Here is a 24,794-nt window from a genome sequence, read left to right as displayed (position 1 = left end):
ACCCCGGCCGCCTGGGTCTTCGGGTACCCGGGCGCTCGTACCGGCTGCACCGCTTTCGCCTCGGCGGGTCCGGCAGCGCTCGCACCGGCGGCCTTGCCGTCGCCTCCCCGGGTTCCGACGCGCGTCGGCCGGGTCGTCTCGGCCTCAGCCGGTCCCGGTGTCCGCGTCGGCCGTGGTGCCTTCGCCGGGCCCGGTTCCCGCAGTGCCCCAGGTGCCCTCGTCCCCGGCGGGGTGGGAACCGCCGTCCCCGGCGACGGTCATCGCCCGGTCCAGGGCCTGGAGGAAGCGGTTGACCGTCGTCCGGTCCCGTACCGCCAGGCGCAGCCACTCGTCCCCGAGGCCGGGGAACGTGTCCCCGCGCCGCACCGCGAACCCGAGGTCGCGAAGAGCACGGCGCACCCCCGCGGCCCGCGGCAGCCGGACCAGGACGAAGGAGCCCTCCGCGGGCTCGACCACCCGCAGCCCGTCGGTGCAGGCGAACTCCCGCAGTCCCGCGACCAGATGGTCCCGGTCCTTGGCGATCCGCCGCGCCGCGTGGGCCGCCTCCGCGAGCGCCTGCGAGGACACGCACGCCTCCGCCGCCGCGAGCGCGGGCGTGGACACCGGCCACAGCGGCTGAGCCCGCTCCAGCCGGGCGATCGTCCCGGGGTCGGCGAGCACGTAGCCGATCCGCAGCCCCGCGAGACCCCACGTCTTCGTGAGGCTGCGCAGCACGACGAGTCCGGGGACGTCGGTCCGCCCGGCCAGGCTCTCGCGTTCGCCCGGCACCGCGTCCATGAACGCCTCGTCGACCACCAGCACCCGCCCGGGACGGGCCAGTTCGGCCAGCGTCCCGGCAGGGTGCAGCACCGAGGTCGGATTGGTCGGATTGCCGATCACGACGAGATCGGCGTCCTCGGGGACGGCGGCCGCGTCGAGCCTGAAGCCGTCCTCCTCGCGCAGCAGGACCCGGCCGACCGTGTGCCCGGCGTCCCGCAGCGCCGCCTCCGGCTCCGTGAACTGCGGATGCACGACGACCGGACGGCGTACCTCGAGGCCGCGCGCGAGCAGCACGAACGCCTCGGCCGCGCCCGCCGTGAGCAGCACCCGCTCCACCGGCAGCCCGTGCCGTGCCGCCACCGCCGCCCGGGCGGACCGCCCGTCCGGGTAGGCCGCAAGCGACGGCAGCGAGGCGGCGATCCGGTCAAGCAGCCACGCGGGCGGGGTGTCCGCCCGGACGTTCACGGCCAGATCGGTCAGCTTGGAACCGTCGTCGCGCACCTCGGCGTCGCCGTGGTGCCGCAGATCGTGCCCGCCCTCGGCGGCCTCTTCAGTGGGCATGGGAATGCGTGTGTCCCCCGTGATGGTGGTGCCCGTGACCGTCCTGGTGGCCGTCGTCGTCCGGGTGGAAGTGCGGCTGCTGGGGGAGCCCCACCTTGTCCTCGAAGCCGGGCAGCGCGATCCGGTAGACGCAGGAGTCGCAGTTCATCCGCAGATCGCCCGCGACGGCCTCCCGGTAGCGCTCCATGACCAGGTCGAGCAGTTCGGGCTCGGGACCGATGACCTCGGCGGAACCCACCTCGACCTCCGGGTGCGCGGCGGCCCAGTCCCGCGTCTGCCGCCGTACCCGGTCCGGGAGGATGCCGGTGAACAGGAAGTAGGGCAGGACCACGATCCGGCGCGCGCCGAGCCTCACGCAGCGGTCGAGGCCGGACGGCACGTCGGGAGCCGCCAGGGACACGAACGCGGTCTCGACGCCGGCGTAACCCCGGCCCTCCCACAGCAGCCGCGCGGCCTTGTGCACCTCGGCGTTGGCGTCCGGGTCGGTGGACCCGCGGCCCACGAGCAGCACGGTGACCGCGGCCCGTGCCTCGGGGGTCGCGGCGCCGTCGCCGAGGACCTCGTCCAGCCGCCGCTCCAGCACGGCGAGCAGCGAGGGATGCGGGCCCAGCGGACGCCCGTACGTGTACGAGATCCCGGGGTGCCGCTCCTTCTCGCGGGCCAGCGCCGCCGGGATGTCGCCCTTGGCGTGCCCGGCGGACACCAGCATCAGCGGAACGGCGGCGAAACGCCGTACGCCCTGTCCGACGAGTTCGCCGACCGCCTCGCCGAGCGGCGGCGGCGACAGCTCGATGAACCCGCCGGCGACGGGCAGTTCGGGATGGCGGCGGCCCAGCTCCCGTACGAAGGAACGGAAGGCCTCGGCTCCGGCCTCGTCCCGGGTGCCGTGTCCGGCGATGAGCAGGGCGGGGGGCGGGGTGGTCACGATGTCTCCTCGGCGGCGGGGTGGGCCGCGGTGGTCGTCGGGGCCAGGTCGGCCCGATCGGTCTGCTTGCGGGCCAGGTCGGCCCGATCGGTCTTCAACCGGGCCAGGTCGGCCCGGACGGTCTTCATCCGGTCCGGCCCGGCCCGGACGGTCTTCAGCGGGGCAGGGCAGACCCGAGCGGTGGTCGTCGGGGCCGGCTCGGCCCGGACGGTCTTCACCGCGGCCGGGCAGGCCCGGACGGTCTTCCTCGGGGACTGGCCGGCCCGAGCGGTGTTCCGGGGAGCCGGCCGGGCCCGCGCGGGCTTCCTCGGCGCGGCGCCGGCCCGCGGAACACGGGGGTGGGTGGCGGTGGACTCCCGCCCGGCGTGCTGCGCGGCCCGGGTCCCGGACCGCGCCTGGCTCACGGGGCTCACTCGGTCTCCTTCTGCCAGCGGTAGCCGCGCGGTGTCACCATGCGCCCGGCGATCTCGCGGGTCGCGGTGTTGCCCACGGTCACCACCGTCATCATGTCGACGATTCCCGGATCCAGGGACCCCAGCGTCGTGACCCGGCTCGATTCGTCGGGCCGGGAGGCGTTGCGCACGACCCCCACCGGCGTCCCCGGTTCCCGGTGCTCGGACAGGACCGCGAGCGCCTTGGGGAGCTGCCAGTCCCGGCCCCGGCTGCGCGGGTTGTAGAAGGTCACGACGATGTCGGCCTCCGCCGCGGCGCGCACCCGGCGCTCGATGACCTCCCACGGCGTGTGCAGGTCGGACAGGCTGATGGACACGTGGTCGTGGCCGAGCGGCGCGCCGAGGATCGCCCCCGCAGCGAGCGCGGCGGTCACCCCCGGCACCCCGACGACGTCGATGTCGTCGGACGCCTCGGCCAGCGCGGGCGACGCCATCGCGTACACGCCCGCGTCACCGCTGCCGATCAGCGCGACGGCCTGTCCGCGGCGCGCCTCGGCCACCGCCGTGCGCGCCCGCTCCTCCTCGGCGCCGAGGCCCGACTCCAGGACCAGGGTGCCGGGCCGCAGCAGATCGCGGATCTGGTCGACGTACTGGTCGAGCCCGACGAGCACGGCGGCCCGCCGCAGTTCCGCCGTCGCGCGCGGGGTGAGCAGATCGCGGGCCCCGGGGCCGAGGCCGACGACCGCGAGCCGTCCGCGCCCCGGGCGGCGGACGACCGCGCAGGTCGCCATCGCGGGCAGCCCGTCCGCCCGTACCGACTTCCGCTTGGGTACGAGGAGTTCGCCCCCGCCGATCAGCGCGGCGGCCTCCGCCACGGACGGGGTCCCCACGGCGGCGAGCGGCGGGCCCGAGGGGTTCGGGACCGTCACGGCCGCCAGCTCCTCTGCGCCGTACGTGACGAGCGGGACCCCGAGCCGGGCCGCGGCCCCGACGAGCCCGGGCTCCTCGGACTTGGCGTCCACGGTGGCGAGTTCGGCCACCGACGAGACGGAGAGCCCGGCCTCGCGCAGCGCGTCCCCGACGAGATCGAGGACCTCCTCAACGGGCGCGCCCCGGGAGGCGCCGACCCCCACGACGAGGGTCGGCGGCCGCAGGACGACCTCGCGCGCGGCGCTCTCCCGCACACGGTCGCTCACCCGGACGACCGCGGCACCCGGCGCCGCCGGGCTCCCCACGTTCGGCGGCAGGGCGGGCAGCGGCCAGGCCGACTCCCGCTCCAGCACCACCGGTTCGCCGTCCAGCACGGCCCGCGAGACCCCGGCGAGATCCCCCTCCACCGGAAGGCCGAGCGTGTCGAGACCCGGCACGCCCACCGCGTCCGTCGCCGTCGTCACCACCGGCTCGGCGCCGAGCAACCCGCCCACCTCGCGGGCGAGTTCGTTCGCCCCGCCCGCGTGGCCGCCGACCAGCGACACGGCGAACCGCCCCGCCTCGTCGACGCACACCACCCCGGGGTCCGACCTCTTGTCGCCGAGCAGCGGAGCGACGAGCCGTACGACCGCGCCCGTGGCGAGGAAGCACACCACCTGGTCGCACTCCGCGAAGGCCCGCCGCACGGCGTCCGCCACGGGCCCGTCGTACACCCGGGTCCGCGTGGGCCAGGCGGCGGCGAGCCGGTCACGGGCCGCCGCGCCCGCCGCCGTGGCGGAAATCAGGCCGATCACTGGGGGACTCCTTCGGTAGTGGCCGGAGGCCGGACGCCCCACAGCACGAAGACGGGATTGGCCGCCGCGAGCCGGGAGACCTCACCCGGCAGCGGGGCGAGCCGCGAGGACTGCAACAGGACGCCGTCGCAGGTGAATCCGGCGGCGGTCAGCGCGTCACGGGCGGCGGGCACCCGGTCGAGCGCGGCCATCGCGACCACGACGGTCCGCCGGGCCCGGCGCGCGCACACCGCGACGATCTCGGACAGCTCCCGGCCGCCGCCCCCGATGAACACCGCGTCCGGGTCGTGGGGGCCGTCCAGGGCGGACAGCACGGACGGCGCGTCTCCGTGCACGACCCGCACGTCCACGCCGTGCGCCGCCGCGTTGGCGCGGACGCGCTCGCAGCCGTCCGCCGTCTTCTCGACGGCGGTGACCGCGGCGCCGAACCGCGCGCACTCCACGGCGACGGAACCGGAGCCCGCGCCGATGTCCCAGACCAGGTCGCCGAGCCGGGGCCCGATCCTGGCCAGCGCCAGCGCCCGCACCTCGAACTTGCTGATCATCGAGTCGCGGTGGGCGAACTCGCCCTCGTCCAGGGCCCATCGGCTCGGACCGGCCACCGGCCCGGCGACGGTCCGCACGGGAGCCAGGGCCCGCGAGGCGTCCAGGCACAGCACGACACTGACCGCCGGACCCCAGTCGCGGGCGGCGGCCTCGGCGGGCGTGACCCGCTCGACCCGCTCCCGCTCCGGGTCGCCGAGGGCGCTCGCCACCGCCAGGACGCGCTCGGCCCCGGCGTCGGCGAGGGCCGCGCCCAGCTCGGCGGGCCCGGACCCGGGAGCCGTCAGCACGGCCACCTTGGGATGCGACCGGCAGATCAGCACGGCCGTCCGCGGATCACGCCCGTGCGCGCTGACCACGACCGCGTCGTCCCAGGGCAGCCCGAGCCGGGCGAAGGCGGCCGCCACGGACGAGACTCCGGGGCGCACGTCGAGGCGCCCGGCCCCGAACCGCTCCGCGAGCGCCCGTACGATCCCGAAGAAACCGGGGTCGCCCGACGCGAGCACCACGACCGGGCCCCCGGGAGCCCCGTCGTCCGTGTACCGCCCGATCCGGTCAAGGGCCGGTGCCAGCGGCCCGAGCACCAGCAGTTCCGCCCGCTCCGGCGTCCGGGCCGCCTCCAGGTGCCGCCGGGCCCCCACGACGAGCCCGGCCCCGGCGAGCGCCTCCTCGGCGTCCGGGGGCAGCGGCGCCCCCGTGCCCGTACCGACGACGGTGATCACGGCGGAGCGGTCCGACGGACCGGCGGATCCTCCCGCCGCGACGGTGACGTGCACGCTCACGACGCGGGACCCTGCGGACCGCCCGCACCGCTCCGGCGCGCGGCGCGCAGTTCGGCACGGGCCAGCGGGTCGGCCTTGCGGAAGCCGTGGAAGTGACCGGGGTGGTAGAGGTGGGAGCGGGTGCCGCTCGCGTCGAGCGCGGGGCCGACCAGGAAGAGCGTGTGCTTCCAGAGCTTGTGCTCCTTGACCGTCTCCTCCAGCGTGCCGACCGTGCACCGCACGATCAGCTCCTCCGGCCAGGTCGCCTGGTAGGCGACCACGACCGGGGTGGTCGTCGGATAGCCGCCCTCCAGCAGCTCCCGCACCAGCTGCCCGCTGCGCGCGGCCGACAGGAACAGCGCCATCGTCGTGCCGTGCCTGGCGAACTCCCGTACGTCCTCCCCGGGCGGCATCGGCGTCTTGCCGCCGCCGAGCCGGGTCAGGATCACGGACTGCGCGACCTCGGGGATCGTCAGCTCGCGCTGCGCGATCGCGGCCACCGCGGAGAACGACGAGACACCCGGCACGATCTCGGTCGCGATGCCGAGCTCCGCGCACCGGTCGACCTGCTCCTGCGTACCGCCCCACAGGGCCGGGTCGCCCGAGTGGATCCGGGCCACCCGCAGGCCCTGGTCGCGGGCCCGCTCGTAGACGGCGACGACGTCCTCCAGCGACATCGTCGCCGAGTCGAGGATCTCGGCGCCCTCGCGCGCGTGGTCGAGGACCTCGGCCTGCACCAGGCTGGCCGCCCAGATCACGACATCGGCCTCGGCGATGGCGCGGGCGGCGCGGAAGGTCAGCAGGTCGGCGGCGCCGGGGCCGGCACCGACGAAGGTCACTTTGCCGGTGGGGGCATCGGCCATGGGAATCGGTCCTCTCCTACGAGAAATCGGGGGTGCTGCGAACGCTTCGGCGGGCCCGGGGCCGTCGCCCCGGGTGCGGACACGGGGGTGGATCGGATAGCAAGGGCCTATGGCGGTCCTCGTCGCGCTCGGCGCGTTCCTGATGACGCTGGTCGGCGGCTGGACCGCGCAGCGGGTCACCGACCGCCGTCATCTGGTGCTCGGCCTGGCCGGCGGCCTGATGCTCGGCGTGGTCGGCCTCGACCTGCTGCCCGAGGCGCTGGCCGCGGCGGGCACCGAGGTGTTCGGCGTACCGGCCGCGCTGCTCCTGTTCGTGGCCGGCTTCCTGCTGGCCCATCTGGTCGAACGGCTTCTCGCCCACCGCCAGGCCGCGCACGGCGGTGAGGAGCACGCCGGACGCGCGCCCGAGGTGGGCCTCACGGCGGCCGCCGCGATGGTCGGCCACAGCGCGATGGACGGCGTGGCGATCGGCGCCGCGTTCCAGGTCGGCGGCGGGATGGGGCTGGCGGTGTCCCTCGCGGTGATCGCGCACGACTTCGCCGACGGCTTCAACACGTACACGATCACGAGCCTGTACGGGAACGCCCGCCGCAAGGCCCTGCTCATGCTGTACGCGGACGCGGCGGCCCCGATGATCGGCGCGGCCTCGACGCTGTTCTTCACCATCCCCGAGCGGCTGCTCGGCGGCTACCTCGGCCTGTTCGGCGGTGTCCTGCTCTACCTCGCCGCCGCCGAGATCCTCCCCGAGGCGCACCACGAGCACCCCGCCCGCTCGACCCTGCTGTGCACGGTCGCGGGCGTGGCCTTCATCTGGCTGGTGGTGGGCCTCGCGGGCTGAGCCGGTGGAGTCCGCGGGGTGCGAGGGCGTCACAGCTTTCCGCCGCGTGTGCCGTCGCGGCGCGCGGGCGCGATGAGCGTCGACAGGTACGGGAGCGGCTCGCCGTCGAGTTCGGCGGCCGGCCGGATCGACTCGGCCTCCAGGCCCAGCGCCGAGCCCCAGACGGCGTTCTCGAGCCGCCCGCTGTCGCGCAGCGCCTCGGCCACCTCGGCGGCCTGCCGCCCGAACTTGTACGCGACGACCGTGCCGGGCCCGTTCAGGGCGTCCTTGAGCACGGCGGCGCCCGCGGTCACCGGGACGAGCGTGAGCGGCTCGGTCCCCTCGGTGAGGACGGCGCCCGACCGGGCGGCGAGGTCCTGCATGGCGGTGATGCCGGGCACGGTCTCCACGACCGTGCCGGGAACCAGCTCCCCGATCGTGTAGGCGAGGTACGTGAACGTCGAGTACACGTTCGGGTCGCCGATGGTGGCGAAGGCGACCGTGCCGTGCAGGCCGAGCAGGCCCGCGACCCGCTCACCCGCCGCGTCCCAGGCCGCCTCGCGCCGCGACCGGTCGCTGCGCTCGTTCAGCGCGAACACCACCCGGACGACCTTCTCCTCGGGCACGTAGTGCAGGACGGTCGCCTCGGCCCGGCCGCGCTCGCCGCCGTCCCTCCCGTCCGGTGCGGCCATGACGGGGACGACGACGACGTCCGCGGCGCGCAGGGCGTTGACGCCCTTGACGGTCACCAGCTCCGGGTCGCCCGGGCCGACCCCGACCCCGATCAGCTTGCTGCTCATGACGTCAGGCACCTCTCGACGAACCGACGGGCCACGCCGGGCTCGGACGCCCAGTGCGTGTGCAGATAACTCGCGTGCACGCCTTGCTGCACGAAACCTTCGACGCGCCGCTTCGGGGCGCGCATCCCCCAGGCGGGAGACTCGCCGGCGCCCGGTTCCACGACCGTGCGGTGGAACTCGTGCCCGCGCATCCGGGTGCCGGCCACGGCGAGCGAGCTGTCGGCGAGGGCCACGGCGTCCCGGTAGCCGAGGGTGAGCCGCTCGTCCATCCGGGCCACGGCGTCGAGCACCCCGCACATGGGACGGCCGTCGAGCTCCCGCGCCAGATACAGCAGCCCGGCGCACTCGGCCGCGACCGGCGCCCCGGCCGACGCCAGCTCGGTCACCGCCTTGCGCAGCGGCTCGTTGGCGGACAGCTCGGCCGCGTACACCTCGGGGAAGCCGCCGCCGATGACCAACCCGCCCGTCCCGTCCGGCAGTTGCTCGTCGCGCAGCGGATCGAAGGTGACGACCTCGGCACCGGCCGCGGTGAGCAGTTCGGCGTGCTCGGCGTACGAGAAGGTGAACGCCTCCCCACCGGCGACGGCGACGACCGGCGCCCGCTTCTCGGCCGGGCGAGTCGGGTGGTCGTGGGTGGGCGAGTCGACGGCCTCGGCCGCGTCCCAGGCCGCACCCGGCAACGCACCAGCACCGCGCGCCAGCGCCGCCAGCGCGTCCAGGTCGCACCCCTCGGCGACCTGGGCCGCCATCGCCGCGACGGCCGCGACGGCCTCCGCCCGCCGCTCGGCGACCGGTACGAGACCGAGGTGCCGCGAGGGCGTGTCCACCTGCGGCGCCCGCCGCAGCACGCCGAGCACCGGAACCCCGGAGGAGTCCAGGGCGTCGCGCAGCAGTTCCTCGTGCCGGTCCGAGGCGACCTTGTTCAGGATCACGCCCGCGATCCGCACCTCGGGGTCCCAGGAGGCGAACCCGTGCACCAGCGCGGCCACGGACCGCGACTGCGAGGACGCGTCGACGACCAGCACCACGGGCGCCCGCAGCAGCTTCGCCACCTGGGCCGTGGACGCGAGTTCCCCCTCGCCCGCGGCCCCGTCGTACAGCCCCATCACGCCCTCGACGACCGCGAGATCGCACCCGCGCGCCCCGTGCGCGAACAGCGGCCCGATCAGCTCCGTGCCGCACAGGTACGCGTCGAGATTGCGTCCCACGCGCCCGGTGGCGAGCGCGTGGTACCCGGGGTCGATGTAGTCGGGTCCCACCTTGTGCGGGGACACGGCGAGCCCCCGCGCGGTGAACGCGGCCATCAGCCCCGTGGCGACGGTCGTCTTGCCGCTGCCCGAGGAGGGCGCGGCGACGACCAGCCGGGGAACGGAGGACATCACCACTCGATGCCCCTCTGGCCCTTCTGGCCGGCGTCCATCGGATGCTTGACCTTGGACATGTCGGTCACGAGATCGGCCAGTCCGACCAGCTTCTCCGGGGCGTTGCGCCCGGTGATCACGACGTGCTGGGTGCCGGGACGGTCCCGCAGCACCGCGACGACCTCGTCCGTGTCGATCCAGCCCCAGTGCATCGGGTACGCGAACTCGTCCAGCACGTACAGCCTGTACGTCTCGGCGGCCAGGTCGCGCTTGACCTGCTCCCAGCCCTCGCGGGCCTTCTCCTCGTTGTCCATCTGCGCGTCGCGCTGGACCCAGGACCAGCCCTCGCCCATCTTGTGCCAGTCGACGGACCCGCCCTCGCCCGAGGCCCCGAGCACCCGCAGCGCGTTCTCCTCGCCGACCTTCCACTTCGCCGACTTGACGAACTGGAACACCCCGATGGGCCACCCCTGGTTCCAGGCGCGCAGCGCGAGCCCGAACGCGGCGGTCGACTTGCCCTTGCCGATCCCCGTGTGCACGATCACCAGCGGCCGGTTACGACGCTGACGGGTCGTCAGACCGTCGTCCGGCACGACACTCGGCTGCCCCTGCGGCACTACGCGGCCCTCCCTCGTACGTCCTTCACCAGTCCGGCGATCGCGTCCGCCCGCAACTCGCCGAGTGTCACCGCCGTACCGCCCAGATCCCCGGCCAACTGCCCCGCCAGGCCCAGACGTACGGGCCCTGACTCGCAGTCCACGACCACCGAGGCGACGCCCTCGGCGGCGAACAGCCGGGCCGCGCGCGCCGAGAGCGCCACCGGCTCGGGCCCTCCGGTGGCCCGCCCGTCCGTCACGACCACGACCAGCGCCCGCCGCGCCGGATCGCGCAGCCGCTCCACCCGCAGCACCTCGTGCGCCGTGAGCAGCCCGGCCGCCAGCGGGGTGCGCCCGCCCGTCGGCAGCGACTCCAGCCGGGCCGCCGCCGCGTCCACCGACGACGTCGGCGGCAGCGCGACCTGCGCGTCACGGCCCCTGAAGGTCACCAGGCCCACCTTGTCCCGCCGCTGGTAGGCGTCGAGCAGCAGGGACAGCACCGCGCCCTTCACGGCGCTCATCCGCTGCCGCGCCGCCATCGAGCCGGAGGCGTCGACCACGAACAGGACGAGGTTGCCCTCACGGCCCTCGCGGGTGGCCTGCCGCAGATCGTCGCGGCGCACCACCAGGCCCGGTCCCGACCGCCCGCGCGCCCGCTGGTGCGGGGCGGCGGCCTGCACGGTCGCCGCCAGATGCAGCTTCGTCAGCGCCCCGCGGGGCCGCCGCGACCCGGTGGTGCGGCCGTGCTCGGTCCGTGCGCGAGAGCGCCGCCCGGCCGCGCCCTCACCCAGTCCCGGCACGCTCAGCGCCTTCGTGCGGAACGGCTCCGCGGCCCGGACCGGGGACTGCTCCGCGCCGCCCGACGCCTGCGGCGCCCCGTCCTCACCGGCCTCGGGCCGGGCGCCCGTGTCACCGTCCTGCGGACCGGAGTCCGGGGCGGGCTGCCCGCCGCCCCCGCCCGGACCCCCGCCGTCCGGGTCGGAGTCGGGATCGGGGTCGCCTTCGTCCTCGCCGGCGAACTCCTCCAGCGTCTCGTCCAGCTTGTCCTCGTCGAGTCCGGGGGCGTCGAAGGGATTGCGGCGGCGCCGGTGCGGCAGGGCGAGCAGGGCCGCCTGCCGCACGTCCTCGGCGATCACCTCGGTGCGCCCCGCCCACGCGGCGAGCGCGGTCGCGGTCCTGGCCATCACGATGTCCGCGCGCATGCCGTCGACCTCGAAGGCCGCGCAGGTCGCCGCGATCTGCCGCAGCGGCCCGTCGCCGAGCCGCACGGAGGGCAGCAGCGCCCGGGCCGCCACGATCCGCGCCCGCACGGCGGCCTCCTCCTCGGCCCAGCGTGTCGCGAAACCGGCCGGGTCGTCGTCGTGGGCGAGCCTGCGCCGTACGACCTCCACCCGCTGGTCGGGCTCGCGCGAGGCGGTGACCTCGACGGTGAGACCGAACCGGTCGAGCAACTGCGGCCGCAGTTCGCCCTCTTCGGGGTTCATCGTCCCCACGAGCAGGAACCGCGCCGCGTGCCGTACGGAGACGCCCTCGCGTTCCACGTACGAGGCGCCCATCGCGGCCGCGTCCAGCAGCAGGTCGACCAAGTGGTCGTGGAGCAGGTTGACCTCGTCGACGTAGAGGATGCCGCGGTGCGCGTCGGCCAGCAGTCCGGGCTCGAAGGCCTTCACGCCCTCGGCGAGCGCCCGCTCGATGTCCAGGGCGCCCACCAGCCGGTCCTCGGAGGCGCCGACCGGCAACTCGACCATGCGGGCCGGGCGTTGCGCGCCGGTGCCCGCCGCGTGCGCCTCGTGCGGACCGTCCGGGCACGCCGGGTCGGGGGCGGCCGGATCGCAGGAGAACCGGCAGCCGGGCACGACCGCCACCTCCGGCAGCAGCGCCGAAAGGGCGCGCACCGCCGTCGACTTGGCGGTGCCCTTCTCGCCGCGCACCAGCACACCGCCGACGGCGGGCGAGACGGCGTTCAGCAGCAGCGCGAGCCGCAGGTCGTCCTGGCCGACCACCGCCGTGAACGGGAACGGGGTACTCACTGGTCGTCGCCCTCCAAGTCGCCTTCGAGCTCCAGGTAGGTGGCGCGCAGCCGTTCCAGCGTGTCCGCGTCCGGCTCGGCCCACAGCCCGCGGTCGGCGGCCTCCAGCAGCCGTTCGGTGATCCCACGCAGCGCCCAGGGGTTGGACTTCTTCATGAAGTCCCGGTTCTCCGCGTCGAAGACGTACTCCGCGCTGAGCTTCTCGTACATCCAGTCGTCCACGACCCCGGCGGTGGCGTCGTACCCGAACAGGTAGTCCACGGTCGCCGCCATCTCGAAGGCGCCCTTGTAGCCGTGCCGGCGCATCGCGGCCATCCAGCGCGGGTTGACCACCCGGGCCCGGAAGACCCGGTGCGTCTCCTCGCCCAGCGTGCGGGTCTTCACCTGGTCGGGGACGGCCGAGTCCCCGACGTACGCCTCGGGGGAGGACCCGGTGAGATGGCGGACCATCGCGACCATGCCGCCGTGGTACTGGAAGTAGTCGTCGGCGTCGACGAGATCGTGCTCGCGGGTGTCGACGTTCTTCGCCGCCACTGCGATCCGCCGGAAGGCCGTCTCCATGTCCCCGCGCGCGGCCCGTCCGTCGAGCCCGCGCCCATAGGCGTAGCCGCCCCACACCGCGTAGACCTCGGCGAGGTCGGCGTCCGAGCGCCAGTTGCGGGCGTCGATCAGCGGCAGCAGACCCGCGCCGTACGCGCCCGGCTTGGAGCCGAAGATACGGGCCGTCGCGCGCCGCCTGTCGCCGTGCTCGGCGGTGTCCTCGTCGGCGTGCCTGCGCACGAAGTTCCGGTCGGCGGGCTCGTCCAGCTCGGCGACCGTCCGCACGGCGTCGTCAAGCAGCCCGACCACGTGCGGGAACGCGTCCCGGAAGAACCCGGAGATGCGGACCGTGACGTCGATGCGGGGGCGGCCGAGCTCGTCGAGCGGGACGATCTCGAAGCCGGTGACCCGCCGCGAGGCGTCGTCCCACACCGGGCGGCAGCCGAGCAGCGCGAGGATCTCCGCGATGTCGTCGCCCTGGGTGCGCATGGCCGAGGTGCCCCACACCGTCAGCCCGACGGACGTCGGATAGTCGCCGGTGTCCTGGAGGTAGCGCTGCACGAGCGAGTCCGCGAGGGACTGCCCGACCTCCCAACTGAGCCGGGAGGGAATGGCCTTGGGGTCGACCGAGTAGAAGTTGCGGCCGGTCGGCAGGACGTTGACCAGCCCGCGGGTCGGTGAACCCGAGGGGCCCGCCGGGACGTAACCGCCGTCCAGGGCCTTGAGGATGTGCCCGATCTCGTCCGTCGTCCGCGCGAGCCGCGGCACGACCTCGCGGCAGGCGAACTCCAGGACCGCGACGGCGTCCGGGAGTTCGGTACCGAGGACCTCCCGGACGAGCGCCGGGACGGCCGCCGTGTCCCAGCCGCGCTCCTCCATGCCGAGCGCCGCCCGGCGGCACAGCTGCTCCAGCAGGTCGATCGCGTCGGCCGCCGAACGGGCCGGGCCCTCCACGAGGTCCGTCAGCTCGACGGGCGCCTTGACCGGGGCGCCCGGCTCGGCGAGCAACTCCTTCTCCACCAGGCCGAAATGCTCCGCGAGCGCGGCGCGCAGACCGGGCAGCGCGTTGGCCGCCCCGCCCCACACCTGCGAGGCGCGCAGCACCGCGAGCACCAGGTTCACCCGCGGTTCGGCCTCCGGCCCGCCGCCCAGGATGTGCAGGCCGTCACGGATCTGCACGTCCTTGATCTCGCACAGATAGCCGTCGATGTGCATGACGAACTCGTCGAAGTCGCCGTCGTCCGGCTGCTCGTCGACATGCAGGTCGTGATGCAGCTCGGCCGCCTTGACCAGGGTCCAGATCTGCGCGCGCACCGCCGGGGCCTTCGTCGGGTCCAGGTCGGAGACCAGCGCGTACTCGTCGAGGAGCTGCTCCAGCTTGGCGAGGTCGCCGTAGGTGTCGGCGCGGGCCATCGGCGGCACGAGGTGGTCCACCACGGTGGCGTGCCCGCGCCGCTTGGCCTGCGTGCCCTCGCCGGGGTCGTTGACGATGAACGGGTAGATCAGCGGGAGTTCGCCGAGGACGGCGTCGGGCGCGCAGCCGCCGCTGAGCCCGAGCCCCTTGCCCGGCAGCCATTCCATGGTGCCGTGCTTGCCCATGTGCACGACCGCGTCCGCGCCGAAACTGTTCTCCAGCCAGCGGTAGGCGGCCATGTAGTGGTGCGACGGCGGCATGTCGGGGTCGTGGTAGATCGCGATCGGGTTCTCGCCGAAGCCGCGCGGCGGCTGGATCATCACGACGACGTTCCCGAACTCCAGGCAGGCGAGCACGATGTCGTCGCCGTCGACGTAGAGCGAGCCCGGCGGCTCGCCCCAGGCCTCCAGCATGCCCTCGCGCAACGCCGGGTCGAGGGTGTCGAACCAGGCACGGTAGTCGGCGAGCGGCACCCGCGCCGGAGCGGCGGCGAGCTGCTCCTCGGTCAGCCACTCCACGTCGTGGCCGCCGGCCGCGATCAGCCGGTGGATCAACTCGTCGCCGTTGTCCGGGTACTGGGTGAGGGCGTAGCCCGCGTCCCGGAGCGCGTCGAGGACCCGTACCGCGGAGGCCGGGGTGTCGAGGCCGACCGCGTTGCCGACCCGCGAGTGCTTGGTCGGGTAGGCGGTGAAGACGATCCCGAGCTTCTTCTCCGCGTTCGGCTTGTGCTTCAACTCCGCGTGCCGCAGGGCGATTCCGGCGACCCGGGCGGCCCGCTCGGGGTCGGCGACGTACACGGGGACGTCGTCGGGGCCCTGTTCCTTGAACGAGAACGGCACGGTGATCAGACGGCCGTCGAACTCAGGGATGGCGACCTGCATCGCCGCGTCCATGGGGGACAGGGCGGCGTCGGAGGCGTCCCAGGCGGCCTTCGACGAGGTCAGGCAGAGCCCCTGGAGCACCGGGACGTCGAGGTCGGCGAGGGCCCCGATGTCCCAGGCCTCCTCGTCGCCGCCCGCCGACGCCTGCGAGGCGTGCGTGCCGCCCGCGGCCAGGACCGTGGCGACGATCGCGTCCGCCCGCCCCAGGATCTCGTACAGGCCGGGGTCGGCCCCGCGCAGCGAACCGCAGTACACGGGAAGGGCGTTGGCGCCGCGCGCCTCGATCGCCTCGCACAGGGTGTCCACGAAGGCGGTGTTCCCGGACAGTTCGTGCGCCCGGTAGAACAGCACGCCGACCGTCGGCCGGCCCTCGGCGTACCCGAACGCGCCGTGCACGCCGAACTCGGCCGTCCGGTGCGGCTCCTCGAAGCCCTCGCCGGTCAGCAGCACGGTGTCGGACAGGAACCGGGCCAGCTCGCCGAGGTTGGCGGGACCGCCCTCGACCAGATAGCGCAGCGCCTCCGCGACCACACCCGCGGGCGCCGACGACTCGGCCATCAGCTCGGCGTCCGGGACGGACTCGCCGCCCAGCAGCACGGTCGGGATCCCGGCCGCCTTCAGGAAGGCCAGACCGTCCTCCCAGGCCCGCTTCCCGCCGAGCAGCCGTACGACGGCCAGGTCCGCGCCCTCGACCAGCGAGGGGAGTTCGCCGGTGACGTCCACCCGGGTCGGATTGCCGATCCGGTAGGCGGCGCCGCTGGCGCGGGCGGCCAGCAGGTCCGTGTCGGCGGTCGACAACAACAACACAGTGCTCATGCGGGTGCTCCCGGTGGAATGAAGGGCAGTCCTCGCGGCGCGCCGGACTCGATGAGCCGCCACAGCGCGTCCGTGTCCGCGTGTTCTTCGATCAGGTCGCCGAGCCGGTCCAGCTGCTCCTCGCGCAGCGCCGCGAACGACGTGTCGGGGGCCGGCACGAAGCGGCGGCCCGCGGTGGCGGCCACCTCGCGCAGGAAGGCCCGCCGGAAACCGTCCGACTCCAGGGAGCCGTGCCAGTGCGTGCCCCAGACGGAGCCGACCCGGCAGCCGTCCAGACCTGCTCCCGCGGCGTCGGACATGAAGGTCTCGCCGCCGGTGACCTCGGCGACGCCGTGATGGATCTCGTACCCCTCGACGCGCTCGCCGAGGGCCTCGCCGACCGGACGGGCCAGCGTCTTCTCCCGCGCGAACCGCACGCGTACGGGCAGGAGTCCGAGCCCGTCGACACGGCCGGCGCGGGACTCGACGTCGTCCTCGATGTGCTCGCCGAGGAGTTGGTAGCCGCCGCAGACGCCGAGGACGGGACGCCCCTCGGCGGCCCGGCGCGCGATGGCGTCCGCGAGGCCGCGCTCGCGCAGCCACCGGAGCGCCCCGACCGTGCCCCGGGTCCCGGGCACGACGACGAGATCGGCGTCGGCCAGTTCCTCGGCCCGGTCCACGAACCGCACGACGACGCCGGGTTCGGCGGCCAGCGCGTCGACGTCGGTGAAGTTGGACATCAGCGGGACCGCGCAGACGGCGACCCGCAGGACGTCCTCGCCGACGGGGGAGGAGACCGCCGACTCGCGGACCGCCCCGCGCAGCGAGACGCGCAGGCCGTCCTCCTCGTCGATGCCGAGCCCGTGCTGAAAGGGCAGCACGCCGTAGGAGCGCCGCCCGGTGAGGCCGTGCAGCATGTCGAGCCCCGGCTCCAGCAGGCTGACGTCCCCGCGGAACTTGTTGACGAGGAACCCGGCGACGAGCGCCTGGTCCTCGGGGGACAGCAGCGCGACCGTCCCGAAGAACGAGGCGAACACCCCGCCCCGGTCGATGTCGCCGACGACGAGCACGGGAAGCCCCGCGTTGCGCGCCACCCCCATGTTCACGATGTCGGTACGCCGCAGATTGATCTCGGCCGGACTGCCGGCCCCCTCGCAGATCACCGCGTCATACGTGCCCCGCAACCGCTCAAGACAGTCGAGGACGGTCGCGAGGAGTCCCTCCCGGTGCCCGCCGCGCAGCCGGTCCCCGGTCGGGGCGCTGCCCGGAGGGGGGTCCGTCAGGGCCCCGGGCGTCCCGAAGAACCCGCGCGCGCTCATCTCGCCCACCGGCCTGCCCATCAGGACGACCTGACTGGTGCGGTCGCCGCCGGGCTTGAGCAGCACGGGGTTCATCAGCGCGGTCGGCTCCACGCGGGCGGCCTGCGCCTGCATGGCCTGCGCGCGCCCGATCTCGGCGCCCTCGCGGGTCACGAACGAGTTCAGCGACATGTTCTGCGCCTTGAAGGGCGCGACCTTGACGCCCTGGCGCACCAGCCACCGGCAGATCCCGGCGGTCACGACGCTCTTGCCCGCGTCGGAGGTGGTCCCGGCGATCAGCAGCCCGCCGCTCATGCGGTGCGCCCCTTCCTGGTGGACGGAACCGGAACCGGGGCCCGTCCGGCTCCGGTGAGCAGGATCCGGCCGGCGGCGCTCACCCCGAGCGCGAGCCAGCCGACCCGCCGGGAGAGCCGTACGGCCCGTTCGATGTCGTGGACCTGGACGGCCCGCCCCGTGCCGTTGAGCACGGGCCGGTGCTCGACCCGTCCGCCGTACGAGAGGGTGCCGCCGAGCCGTACGCCGAGCGCGCCGGCGAACGAGGCCTCCACGGGACCGGCGTTGGGACTCGGATGCCTGCGGGCGTCCGTCCGCCAGGCGCGCACGGCACCGCGCGGGTCGGATCCGGCCACCGCCGCGAGGACGGCGGTCAGCCGGGCCCCCGGCCAGCCGGCGACGTCGTCGAGCCGGGCGGAGGCCCAGCCGTAGCGCCGGTAGCGGGGGGACTTGTGCCCGACCATGGCGTCGAGGGTGTTCACGGCGCGGAAGGCGACGAGCCCGGGCACACCGGCGACGGCGCCCCAGAACAGGGCCCCGACGACGGCGTCGGAGGTGTTCTCGGCGACGGACTCGACGACCGCGCGCGCGATCCCGTCGGCGTCCAGGGCCTGGGGGTCGCGTCCGCACAGATGCGGCAGCCGCTCCCGGGCCGCGCCGAGGTCACCGGCCGCGAGCGCGCCGCCGACGGCCCGCGCCTCACGGCCGAGGGAGGTCCCTCCGACGACGGACCAGGTGGCGGCCGCGGTCAGGGCGATCGAGGCGGTACGCGAGGGGCGTACGCGGCGGCTCGCGAGCGCGGCGAGTCCGGTGGCACCGCCCACGCAGACGGCGGTGTGCAGGGCGCCCCACCCCCGGTGGTCCCGCCACAGTGCGCGCTCCACGGCGGCGGCGGCCCGCCCGAACGCGGCGACCGGATGCCCTCGGCGGGGATCGCCGAGCAGCAGGTCGCCGAGAAGGCCGGCGGCGGCGCCGTACGCGAAGACGCGATCGGCACGCACGGGGTCAGCCGGCCGTGGGGTGGAGCGGAACCCTCGTACTCAGCGAAACGGGCAACGGGCAGCCGCGCATGGCGATATGTCCTCACTCAGGGTGTCCACGCCCTGGTTCGACGAGACCGGCGGTGAGAGTTCCTGGCTCCCGGGGAGTTTCTTCCCCGATGACAGTGGCGGGACCGCGCCGGATTCGCACCGGCTTCCTCTCATGCCGCCGTACTTGGCTCCGGCAGTCCACCACGGGGTGCGAACGGCCGTCAACTGGCTGTTGACCTGCGGAGGGACAGTGTGCGCAGGCCCACATACGCGTGGGGTGCGGGACGGTGATCCGTCCCGCACCCCACGCGCGGTACCGCTCGGCCCGGCCCGGTTCCGGGCCGCCGGGGCCTGCCGTCGCGACAGGCCCCTGTGGCGGGCTACTTGGTGATGATCAGGGAGATGCCGTACGCCACCGCAGCGGCGCAGGCCGCGAAGCAGACGTAGGCGCCGGTGGCCGCCGCGACAGCGGAACCGCCCTGGGCCGACTCCTTCTTGGCGAGGCCGGCGACGCCGAGGGTGAAGAGGGCGACGAGGGCCACGGTCACTCCGAGGCTGACCCCGAAGACGGACCCGAGGGCTGACCAGTCGATGTTCATGCTGTTGCTTCCTTTGGTCTCAGGCCACTCGGGACTGGGCCGACGGGTTCGCCGTGGGCTCGGCCGGAGCCGGGATGGTGGCCGTGAGGCCTTCGGCCACGGAACCGGCCGGGGGCGGGGTGACGGCGGCGATGGCCTGCGTCACCACACCCGCGGGCTCCTCGGCGTCGTTCACGTTGTTGTGGTCGATCACCTCGCGGCGCGAGCGGCGCCAGATCGCGAAGCTGGAGCCCACCAGGAAGACGGCCACGAGCGCGGTGCCCCAGGCGCCGAAACCGGTCACCCATTCGGCGCCGGCGCCGACCAGGGCGGCGGCGGGCAGGGTGAGGACCCAGGCGACGACCATGCGCTTCGCGGTGGACCAGCGGACCACGCCACCCTTGCGGCCGAGGCCCGCGCCCATCACGGAACCGGAGACCGAGTGCGTGGTGGAGAGGGAGAAGCCGATGTGCGACGAGGCCAGGATGACCGTGGCCGCGCTGGTCTGGGCGGCGAAGCCCTGCTGCGGCTGGAGGTCGGTCAGGCCCTTGCCCATCGTGCGGATGATGCGCCAGCCGCCCAGGTAGGTGCCGAGCGCGATCGCGAGACCGGCGGAGAGGATGACCCAGACCGGCGGGTCGGAGTCGGGAGCGACGGCGCCACCGGCGACCAGGGCCAGGGTGATGATGCCCATCGTCTTCTGCGCGTCGTTGGTGCCGTGGGCCAGCGAGACCAGGCCCGCGGAGGCTATCTGGCCGGCGCGGTACCCCTTCTTGGTGGCCTTGGTGTCGGTGTCACCGCTCAGCTTGTACGACAGCCGGGTGGCGACCATGGCGGCCAGACCGGCGACGATCGGGGCGGCGACGGCGGGCAGAAGCACCTTGCCGACCAGGACGTCACCGTGCACGGCGCCGGTACCGGCGGAGGCGATGGTGGCGCCGACCAGGCCGCCCATGAGGGCGTGCGAGGAGCTGGACGGGAGTCCGACGAGCCAGGTCACCAGGTTCCAGAGGATCGCGCCGACCAGAGCGGCGAAGATCACCTCCGGCCGGATGCCGGCCTCGTCGACGAGGCCCTTGGAGATCGTGTTGGCGACCTCGACGGAGAGGAAGGCGCCGACAAGGTTGAGGGCGGCGGACATGGCCACCGCGACCTTGGGCTTGAGTGCGCCGGTCGAGATGGTGGTGGCCATCGCGTTGGCGGTGTCGTGGAAACCGTTCGTGAAATCGAACACGAGAGCGGTGACGATCACGATTCCGAGGAGGAGCGTGATGTGTTCCATTTACCCAGGCTTCTGTTGGACGTCAGTGGCAGGTGGACCGTAGGCAACCTGGGTGAACGGAAGATGAACTGAGCCGGACGTCGTGGTGTCCCGAACGGTGGAATGGCATTCCGCTTGTGTTGGGGCGGGGTTCGGTGGGTTCGAACGGATTCGGAATTCCGTACTCCGCTTGGGGTCCGGGCCCGGGGTCCGCGGCCCGGTCTGAGGGGGGTTCAGGTGACGAGATCCGTGTCACGCCCAGGTTGTAGCCGTCGTCACACCGCCCGAAGGCCCGAAGGGGTCGCCCGGCGGAGGGTGTTCGGGCGCCCCCGGCGCCGTAGCGGGTCGACCACGCGGTGTGATCCGCGGCAAATGTCCGACCTCGGCAACGTCGATGATCCGTTGGTCTGATGTGACTCAAATCACATACAACCGTGGGCTCTTGGCGGGTCGTATACGTCCCGGAGCCCGCCCGTACGGGGTGCGCGGAAGGCCGTGGCTGGCAGGATCGCGTCATGACTGAGCGGCACCGGGACGCGCGGGACGGACACGAGCACCGACGGACGACGGGCGGCCCCGGCGAACCGCCCCCGGCGGAGGACCGGGACACCCTCCGGCGGGCCTGGGACGAACTGGTCTCGACGGCCCGCCGCACGGTCGCCGACGGACTGGTCGTCGGCACCTCCGGCAACGTCTCGGTCCGCGTCGGCGCCACCGTCCTCGTCACCCCCACGGGCGTGCCCTACGACCGGCTCACCCCCGACGACATCGTCGGCGTCGGCCTCGACGGCGGGCAGGTCCTCGGCACACTGCGCCCGACCAGCGAACTGCCGATGCACCTCGCCGTGTACCGCGGCACGGAGGCACGGGCCGTCGTCCACACCCACGCGCCGCACGCGACGGCCGTCTCGCTCCTCGTCCCCGAACTCCCGCTCGTCCACTACATGGCGGCCGCCATGGGCGGCCCCCTCCGCGTCGCCCCCTACGCGGCCTACGGCACACCGGAGCTGGCCGCGCACACGCTCAGGGCTCTGGACGGCCGCACCGCCTGCCTCCTCCGCAACCACGGCACCATCGCCCACGGGGCCTCGCTCGACCAGGCCTACGACCGCACGGCCCAGCTGGAATGGATGTGCCGCGTCTGGCTCCTGGCCTCCTCGGTCCCCGGCCTCACCCCCGCACTGCTCTCACCGGAGCAACTGGCGGACGCGGGAGAGCGGCTGAGGGGCTACGGCCAACAGGGCTGAGCCCCCCGCGCGAGTGCCGGGCGTCACCCCTGGAGGCGTCTCCGCTGGCCGATGGGCCGGTACCCCGGGAAACTGGTCGGGTGCGCACCCTAAGAGCCACGGCAGCGGCCGTCACCGTAGCCATAGCCGCGGGCGCGGCCTCCGTGGCGGCGGGCCGGCTGGCCAGCGACGCCGCGCTGAAGACGAGGCCCGGCAAGCCCCTGCCCACCGAGCCCCGGCTCACCGTGCACGCGACGACGTCGGGCGGGATCACCCTCACCAGGGCCCTCGCCTCCCGGCGCCCGGGAACCTACGGCCTCGCCGGCGACGGCTCCCACGCGGTCGTCGGCCCCCTCCAGAACTCCGTGCCCCACACCGCCGACACCGTCGTCCGCACCCTGGAACGCGTCACGCACGGATCCCTGGAGCCCGGCGACAAGGTGTGGCTCACCCCCAACCTGTACGTCGGCGACCCCGGGTCCGCCCTCGGACTCGAACACGCCGACGTCGACGTGCCCGGAGAACTCGGAGCCCTGCCCGCCTGGTTCGTGCCCGCGGTCCGCGACACCTGGGTCATCACCGTCCACGGCCTGGGCGCCACCCGGGAACACCCCATGAACCTGATGGGGTTCCTGAACGACCGGCACTTCCCCGTCCTCGACCTCGCCTACCGCGGCGACCTCGGGGCACCCCGCCCGCCGGACGGCCTGAACCACCTCGGCGAGACCGAGTGGCGCGACCTCGACGCGGCCATCCGCTACGCCGTGCGGTTCGGCGCCGAGCGCGTCGTCCTCTACGGCTGGTCCACCGGCGCCACCATGGCCCTGCGCGCCGCCGCCCACTCCGCGCTGCGCGAGCGGATCTCCGGACTCGTCCTGGACTCGCCCGTCCTCGACTGGGAGACCACCCTGCGCGCCCTCGCCGGCGCCCGCCACACCCCCGGCTTCCTGCTGCCGCTCGCGGTGCGCGCCGCACAGGGACGCACCGGCGTACGCGGAGACCGCATCGCGCACGCCGCGCACCCCGACCAGGTCAAGGTGCCGACCCTGCTGGTCCACGGCCCGGACGACCGCATCGCCCCCTGGGGCGCCTCCCGCCGCCTGGCCGCGAGCCGCCCCGACCTCGTCACCCTGCACACCGTCCCCGACGCCCCGCACGGCGCCATGTGGAACGCGGGACCGGCGGCCTACGAAGAGGCCCTGCGCCGCTTCCTCACCCCCCTCATGTAGCCCGCGGCACCCCACCGGACGCCCACCGCCACGGCCCCCGGGCCGGCACGGGGAACCCGCTTCCGGTCGGCGTCCCGGCCACTGTGCCCGGCCCGCTCTCCCGCGTGCCGGGCACCCCGGCGGGGCCCCGCTGCCGCCGCCCCCGTGGCCTGCGAGGGCATTCCGTTTGGGTTTTCGGACTGTCAACCGCAAGACTGCACCCGTGACGTCCCGTAACCCGCGCGACTCCAGGCTCCGACTCGTCAGCCCGCGGTCCCTCGCGACCGCCCCCCGAGCGGTGACCCAGCGCCGCACCCGCCGCCCCGCACCGCGACCGCCGGAAGGCACACCGCCGCCGGCCGAACTCGCCCGCATGGCGCGCACCGGCCTGTCCGACGCGGCCCGCGTGGCGCGCTGGGCCGACGCCGCCCTGCGCCCGGGGCGCGACGGCGCGAACCCCGACGGCAAGGGCACCCTCTCCGACGCCACCGCCGAACGGGCCGCCGCCGATCTCGGACTCACCCCGGTCCAGGTCCGCGCCGACTGGGACACCGCCCGCCTGGCCGGCCTCATCGAGGTGCACGGCGGCGACGCCCGCCCCGGATGGCGGCTGCGCGCCTGGAGCCGCGACGACAGCGCCGTCCTGCGCGGCTGGGTCGCCCTCTTCGACGCCTGGTCCCTCGCGTACCCCGAACCGGCGGACCGCGAGCCCGCGGCCGTCGCCGAGGTCGTCTCCGCGATGCCCCAGGTCCTCTCCTTCCTCCAGCTCTCCGCCGGACCCGTCCCCGTGGACCAGCTGCTCGACCTCCTCGGGCAGCGCGTCACGGAACTGCGCACCGAGCGCTGCGAGATCTCCTACGGCCCCGACCCCGGGACCGACCCCGCCCCCGAGCCCGCGGAGGTCCCGGACGCCCCCCTCGCCCCGCTCCTCGACTGGGCCCTGGAGGCCCTCGCCTCCGTCGGCGCGCTGACCTGCGGCGAGGGACAGGCCACCCTCACCGCGCTCGGCAGCTGGGCGGTCTGGGTCAAGCTGGAGCAGATCTGCGTCGCCGCCCAGAGTCCCGCCGGGAACATCGAGCAGTCCGCCGAGGACATGCTCCGCGGCTGCGCCCAGCTCCGCCCCAACGCCGCCCGCGCCGAGTACCGCGCCTGGCTCGCCGCCCGCACGGTCGGCGGCGCCGTCACCGAACTGATCGCCGCGGCCCGCGGTGAGGACGCCCTCACCCGCGGCCTCGCCTTCGAGGCCCTGCGCGTGGTCGGCGCCCCCGCCGAGCCGGACGTGCGTGCCGTGGTCGAGGAGACGCCGCTGCGCCCCTACGCCCTGCTCTGGCTCGCCGAGCACGACGGCTACGACCCCGAGGACGCCCACGAGGTCCTCACCCGCGCCGAGTCCACCTGGCTGTGGGTCGACACCGCCGCCGCCGTCGCCGACCACGGCGAGGCCCCGCTCCTCGTCCGGCATCTGGAGTCCGCGGTGCAGCCCACCGTTCCCGCGCTCCTCGACGAGGTGCGGGCGGTCGGACACCCGCGCACGGTGCAGGTGCTGGTCGCGCTCGCCGCCGCCCACCCCGACCCCGCGCTCGCCAAGGCCGTACGCAGGGCCGCCTTCCAGGTGCACACCGGAGGAAGCTGACCGGACCGGCCGGCCGGCCGGGACCGCGGCCGGCCCGACCCCGGAGCGGTCCTACGCGCCTATCTCCGGGGCGTAGGTTCCGAAGCTCCAGATGTTGCCCTCCAGATCGCGGGCCATGTAGTCCCGCGAGCCGTACTCCTGGTCGGTCGGGGCCATCAGGATCTCCGCGCCGTGGTCCACGGCCCGCTGGTGGTGCGCGTCGACGTCGTCCACCACGATGTACACCCCGCACGGGCCCGCGCTCTTCATCGCCTCGTCGAAACGGCCGCCGCGCCCCTTGGACCCGAGCATCACCGCGCCGTTGCCCTGCACCAGCTCCGCGTGCATCACCGAGCCGTCCTCACCCTCGTAGACCGCCAGCTCCGAGAAGCCGAAGGCCTCCGTGAGCTGCCTGATCGCCGCCTTCGCGTCGGCGTACAGCATCGAGGGGTAGATACTCGGGCGCCCGCCGTTCATGCCGGCCATACCGATCACTCCGTCCCGTGACAAACTGCCGGATTCCGA

Annotated in this window: 20 protein-coding genes and 1 riboswitch; of the genes, 4 read left to right on the top strand and 16 right to left on the bottom strand. The window is 74.5% G+C overall.

The window, feature by feature from the left end; translation table 11 throughout:
- Nucleotides 1–144: 144 nt before the first annotated feature.
- Genes cobC through cobM form a run of 6 tightly spaced genes read right to left on the bottom strand, consistent with a single transcriptional unit; the run spans nt 145 to nt 6,528 of the window.
- A complete protein-coding gene (gene cobC / locus WJM95_RS06755; protein ID WP_339128586.1) occupies nt 145–1,320 on the bottom strand; it encodes an Rv2231c family pyridoxal phosphate-dependent protein CobC in 1,176 nt (391 codons plus the stop codon).
- Complete coding sequence (locus tag WJM95_RS06750) at nt 1,310–2,245, bottom strand: sirohydrochlorin chelatase (RefSeq protein WP_339128585.1); 936 nt, start codon at nt 2,243–2,245, stop codon at nt 1,310–1,312. The genes cobC and WJM95_RS06750 overlap by 11 nt, the downstream gene beginning before the upstream one ends.
- The gene (locus WJM95_RS06745; RefSeq protein ID WP_339128584.1) at nt 2,242–2,658 is read right to left on the bottom strand and encodes a hypothetical protein; all 417 of its coding nucleotides are present in this window, start codon (nt 2,656–2,658) and stop codon (nt 2,242–2,244) included. The genes WJM95_RS06750 and WJM95_RS06745 overlap by 4 nt, the downstream gene beginning before the upstream one ends.
- Nucleotides 2,655–4,361, bottom strand: coding sequence for a precorrin-3B C(17)-methyltransferase (gene cobJ, locus WJM95_RS06740; RefSeq protein ID WP_339128583.1), 1,707 nt, complete (start codon nt 4,359–4,361; stop codon nt 2,655–2,657). The genes WJM95_RS06745 and cobJ overlap by 4 nt, the downstream gene beginning before the upstream one ends.
- Nucleotides 4,358–5,626 (bottom strand): precorrin-6y C5,15-methyltransferase (decarboxylating) subunit CbiE, encoded by a 1,269-nt coding sequence (gene cbiE, locus WJM95_RS06735; RefSeq protein WP_339135394.1) that lies wholly within the window; start codon nt 5,624–5,626, stop codon nt 4,358–4,360. The genes cobJ and cbiE overlap by 4 nt, the downstream gene beginning before the upstream one ends.
- A 56-nt stretch (nt 5,627–5,682) precedes the next feature.
- Complete coding sequence (gene cobM / locus WJM95_RS06730; RefSeq protein WP_339128582.1) at nt 5,683–6,528, bottom strand: precorrin-4 C(11)-methyltransferase; 846 nt, start codon at nt 6,526–6,528, stop codon at nt 5,683–5,685.
- Between the two features lie 109 nt (nt 6,529–6,637).
- On the opposite strand from cobM, the gene WJM95_RS06725 reads away from it, so the two are divergent.
- On the top strand, nt 6,638–7,366 hold the full coding sequence (locus tag WJM95_RS06725) for a ZIP family metal transporter (protein WP_339128581.1): 729 nt from the start codon (nt 6,638–6,640) through the stop codon (nt 7,364–7,366).
- Nucleotides 7,367–7,395: 29 nt separating this feature from the next.
- On the opposite strand, the gene cobI is transcribed toward WJM95_RS06725, so the two are convergent.
- From cobI to WJM95_RS06680, 9 genes are all read right to left on the bottom strand, one after another.
- Nucleotides 7,396–8,145 carry a precorrin-2 C(20)-methyltransferase gene (gene cobI / locus WJM95_RS06720; RefSeq protein ID WP_339128580.1) on the bottom strand — a complete coding sequence of 250 codons (750 nt, stop codon included), beginning with the start codon at nt 8,143–8,145 and terminating at the stop codon, nt 7,396–7,398.
- The gene (locus WJM95_RS06715; protein WP_339128579.1) at nt 8,142–9,524 is read right to left on the bottom strand and encodes a cobyrinate a,c-diamide synthase; all 1,383 of its coding nucleotides are present in this window, start codon (nt 9,522–9,524) and stop codon (nt 8,142–8,144) included. The genes cobI and WJM95_RS06715 overlap by 4 nt, the downstream gene beginning before the upstream one ends.
- Nucleotides 9,524–10,123 (bottom strand): cob(I)yrinic acid a,c-diamide adenosyltransferase, encoded by a 600-nt coding sequence (gene cobO, locus WJM95_RS06710; RefSeq protein ID WP_339128578.1) that lies wholly within the window; start codon nt 10,121–10,123, stop codon nt 9,524–9,526. The genes WJM95_RS06715 and cobO overlap by 1 nt, the downstream gene beginning before the upstream one ends.
- Nucleotides 10,123–12,132 (bottom strand): putative cobaltochelatase, encoded by a 2,010-nt coding sequence (locus WJM95_RS06705; RefSeq protein WP_339128577.1) that lies wholly within the window; start codon nt 12,130–12,132, stop codon nt 10,123–10,125. The genes cobO and WJM95_RS06705 overlap by 1 nt, the downstream gene beginning before the upstream one ends.
- Nucleotides 12,129–15,782 carry a cobaltochelatase subunit CobN gene (cobN, locus tag WJM95_RS06700; protein WP_339128576.1) on the bottom strand — a complete coding sequence of 1,218 codons (3,654 nt, stop codon included), beginning with the start codon at nt 15,780–15,782 and terminating at the stop codon, nt 12,129–12,131. Before cobN ends, WJM95_RS06705 begins: the two co-directional genes overlap by 4 nt.
- Nucleotides 15,779–17,374 (bottom strand): cobyric acid synthase, encoded by a 1,596-nt coding sequence (locus WJM95_RS06695; protein ID WP_339128575.1) that lies wholly within the window; start codon nt 17,372–17,374, stop codon nt 15,779–15,781. Before WJM95_RS06695 ends, cobN begins: the two co-directional genes overlap by 4 nt.
- The gene (locus WJM95_RS06690) at nt 17,371–18,354 is read right to left on the bottom strand and encodes a cobalamin biosynthesis protein (protein ID WP_339128574.1); all 984 of its coding nucleotides are present in this window, start codon (nt 18,352–18,354) and stop codon (nt 17,371–17,373) included. Before WJM95_RS06690 ends, WJM95_RS06695 begins: the two co-directional genes overlap by 4 nt.
- Before the next feature lie 105 nt (nt 18,355–18,459).
- Nucleotides 18,460–18,603, bottom strand: a riboswitch (cobalamin riboswitch).
- Between the two features lie 161 nt (nt 18,604–18,764).
- Nucleotides 18,765–18,983 carry a hypothetical protein gene (locus WJM95_RS06685; RefSeq protein WP_339128573.1) on the bottom strand — a complete coding sequence of 73 codons (219 nt, stop codon included), beginning with the start codon at nt 18,981–18,983 and terminating at the stop codon, nt 18,765–18,767.
- A gap of 19 nt (nt 18,984–19,002) precedes the next feature.
- On the bottom strand, nt 19,003–20,244 hold the full coding sequence (locus WJM95_RS06680) for an inorganic phosphate transporter (RefSeq protein WP_339128572.1): 1,242 nt from the start codon (nt 20,242–20,244) through the stop codon (nt 19,003–19,005).
- Between the two features lie 494 nt (nt 20,245–20,738).
- Here WJM95_RS06680 and WJM95_RS06675 point away from each other — a divergent pair, with 494 nt between their 5' ends.
- From WJM95_RS06675 to WJM95_RS06665, 3 genes are all read left to right on the top strand, one after another.
- Nucleotides 20,739–21,470 carry a class II aldolase/adducin family protein gene (locus WJM95_RS06675; protein ID WP_339128571.1) on the top strand — a complete coding sequence of 244 codons (732 nt, stop codon included), beginning with the start codon at nt 20,739–20,741 and terminating at the stop codon, nt 21,468–21,470.
- 80 nt (nt 21,471–21,550) lie between these two features.
- Nucleotides 21,551–22,678 (top strand): alpha/beta fold hydrolase, encoded by a 1,128-nt coding sequence (locus WJM95_RS06670; protein ID WP_339128570.1) that lies wholly within the window; start codon nt 21,551–21,553, stop codon nt 22,676–22,678.
- Between the two features lie 202 nt (nt 22,679–22,880).
- Entirely contained in the window at nt 22,881–24,290 is a 1,410-nt protein-coding gene (locus WJM95_RS06665; protein ID WP_339128569.1) for a hypothetical protein, read from the top strand.
- Nucleotides 24,291–24,341: 51 nt separating this feature from the next.
- On the opposite strand, the gene WJM95_RS06660 is transcribed toward WJM95_RS06665, so the two are convergent.
- Nucleotides 24,342–24,755, bottom strand: coding sequence for a VOC family protein (locus WJM95_RS06660; protein ID WP_339128568.1), 414 nt, complete (start codon nt 24,753–24,755; stop codon nt 24,342–24,344).
- Nucleotides 24,756–24,794: the final 39 nt, after the last annotated feature.

The organism is Streptomyces sp. f51 (assembly GCF_037940415.1).
GTDB lineage: Bacteria > Actinomycetota > Actinomycetes > Streptomycetales > Streptomycetaceae > Streptomyces.
Note: the sequence above shows the minus strand (reverse complement) of the source record. Positions and strands in the feature narration are given on the sequence as shown.

What these genes read in the sequence shown, in the direction of transcription:
- WJM95_RS06725 (WP_339128581.1), top strand. Translation starts at nt 6,638, where the DNA reads ATGGCGGTCCTCGTCGCGCTCGGCGCGTTCCTGATGACGCTGGTCGGC.
- WJM95_RS06660 (WP_339128568.1), bottom strand. Translation starts at nt 24,755, where the DNA reads ATGGCCGGCATGAACGGCGGGCGCCCGAGTATCTACCCCTCGATGCTG.
- cobC (WP_339128586.1), bottom strand. Translation starts at nt 1,320, where the DNA reads ATGCCCACTGAAGAGGCCGCCGAGGGCGGGCACGATCTGCGGCACCAC.
- WJM95_RS06695 (WP_339128575.1), bottom strand. Translation starts at nt 17,374, where the DNA reads ATGAGCGGCGGGCTGCTGATCGCCGGGACCACCTCCGACGCGGGCAAG.
- WJM95_RS06675 (WP_339128571.1), top strand. Translation starts at nt 20,739, where the DNA reads ATGACTGAGCGGCACCGGGACGCGCGGGACGGACACGAGCACCGACGG.
- cobI (WP_339128580.1), bottom strand. Translation starts at nt 8,145, where the DNA reads ATGAGCAGCAAGCTGATCGGGGTCGGGGTCGGCCCGGGCGACCCGGAG.
- WJM95_RS06715 (WP_339128579.1), bottom strand. Translation starts at nt 9,524, where the DNA reads ATGTCCTCCGTTCCCCGGCTGGTCGTCGCCGCGCCCTCCTCGGGCAGC.
- WJM95_RS06680 (WP_339128572.1), bottom strand. Translation starts at nt 20,244, where the DNA reads ATGGAACACATCACGCTCCTCCTCGGAATCGTGATCGTCACCGCTCTC.
- cobN (WP_339128576.1), bottom strand. Translation starts at nt 15,782, where the DNA reads ATGAGCACTGTGTTGTTGTTGTCGACCGCCGACACGGACCTGCTGGCC.
- WJM95_RS06685 (WP_339128573.1), bottom strand. Translation starts at nt 18,983, where the DNA reads ATGAACATCGACTGGTCAGCCCTCGGGTCCGTCTTCGGGGTCAGCCTC.
- cobM (WP_339128582.1), bottom strand. Translation starts at nt 6,528, where the DNA reads ATGGCCGATGCCCCCACCGGCAAAGTGACCTTCGTCGGTGCCGGCCCC.